This is a genomic window from Brevundimonas sp. P7753 (assembly GCF_013386595.1).
Classification (GTDB): domain Bacteria; phylum Pseudomonadota; class Alphaproteobacteria; order Caulobacterales; family Caulobacteraceae; genus Brevundimonas; species Brevundimonas bullata.
In genome coordinates this window covers 1-420 of sequence record NZ_JACARP010000286.1, presented here as the reverse complement: position 1 = coordinate 420, position 420 = coordinate 1, and the positions used below count along the sequence as shown (strand labels likewise).

At 57.4% G+C, this 420-nt stretch carries 1 protein-coding gene; it reads left to right on the top strand.

Features of this window, described 5'->3' with window-relative positions; genetic code table 11:
* Positions 1–125: 125 nt before the first annotated feature.
* The gene (locus tag HX774_RS19610) at positions 126–332 is read left to right on the top strand and encodes a hypothetical protein (protein WP_024542407.1); all 207 of its coding nucleotides are present in this window, start codon (positions 126–128) and stop codon (positions 330–332) included.
* Positions 333–420 lie beyond the last annotated feature (88 nt).

The following is a 420-nucleotide window of genomic DNA, read 5'->3' as shown; positions in this document are numbered from 1 at the left end:
GGGCAGAGATCGCCAAGCGATAGCAACCAAACCGGGCCACGCGCCTGCTTATTTCGGGAAAGACGATACGGTCGACGACGTGGAAGAGAATTAACGCAATTCAGGACAACCAGAAAGGACTCATCATGCGTAAAGAGAGCAAGATTGTTGAAACGGTCGGCGAACTGCGGGCCTACATCGAAGGCGTGCCGGACGATGTGCCGATTGGCCGACTGACCAACGGCCACTACCAGGTCTATAAGGTAGGAGATGTTGGTGCGTTCCTGGGTCAGTTGCCTGTCGGCAGGCCCGGCGAGGAAGTTCAGCAGGTCATCCTGCACATCAGCGCATGACGCAACTCCGCAAGCCCATCTAACCACGCAACCTGCTATACGCCCGCCACGTCTCCTTCGGGAGGCTGGCGGGTTTTTCATTTGGGGC

Bases quoted from the DNA above. Each gene is read 5' to 3' on its own strand.
- HX774_RS19610 (WP_024542407.1), top strand. From the start codon at position 126: ATGCGTAAAGAGAGCAAGATTGTTGAAACGGTCGGCGAACTGCGGGCC.